Origin of the sequence: Schumannella sp. 10F1B-5-1, from assembly GCF_006517535.1 — a bacterium.
Taxonomy (GTDB): Bacteria; Actinomycetota; Actinomycetes; order Actinomycetales; family Microbacteriaceae; genus Schumannella.
Map to the genome: position 1 here is coordinate 1 of NZ_VHQH01000192.1, position 240 is coordinate 240.

General features: G+C 65.4%; 1 protein-coding gene. It reads left to right on the forward strand.

Going from position 1 to position 240, the window contains the following annotated elements:
* The coding region (locus tag FJ658_RS16450; RefSeq protein ID WP_181408513.1) for a hypothetical protein at positions 1–240 on the forward strand (240 nt) is incomplete at both ends.

Here is a 240-nt window from a genome sequence, read left to right on the forward strand (position 1 = left end):
GATCAACACCTACATGTGGGACCGCAGCACCGAACGGTATTGCCACGTCGACCTGACCGAACCCACCTGGCGCACCTACCAGGAGATCACCTGGGCCGTGCAATTGCAGGGGCACACCTGGGCGTGTCTGTTCCCCCTGTGGGCGGGGGTCGCGACGGGCGAGCAGGCTGATCGCCTGATCCGCCGATACGTGCTCGACAGCGATGAGTTCCTGTCCGGTGTCGGCATCCGCTCCAGCGC